Here is a 377-nt window from a genome sequence, read left to right on the forward strand (position 1 = left end):
CCGCCATCCTCATCAAGAAGTATGCGGGGCGGCTTCCGCTTCCGGAACGTGAGTCCGTGAAATTCGGCCGCTGATTGGCCTGATGTAAAGAAAAGGGATTGTGCTTGACAGCGCAGTCCCTTTTTGTATTCTGAGCAAAATTCACGACTAGGAGGAAATATGGAACTCGATCTCGACAAAATCTATGAGGACGTTAAGAACGACCCGATGTTCGAAAACGACCACGAAGTTGCATGGGGCTGTGTGGTGCGCGTTCTGAACACAGTAGCGCCGAGCTGGCATAAAGGCCGAAACACCCCGATTTACAATGCGATGCAGGCTATCGCCACGCTTGCGACACCCGAGCCGCAGCCCGGAGACACGGAACTCGTGTACGT

At 53.6% G+C, this 377-nt stretch carries 1 protein-coding gene; it reads left to right on the forward strand.

All coding sequences use genetic code 11. The annotated features are described in order from the left end of the window. Window positions 1-159: 159 nt before the first annotated feature. Window positions 160-377: hypothetical protein (locus tag AC1RPN_RS08590; protein WP_481762161.1), on the forward strand; the 218-nt coding region annotated here is incomplete at its 3' end.

The organism is Dellaglioa sp. CoH-57-MRSF-20, assembly GCF_056781955.1.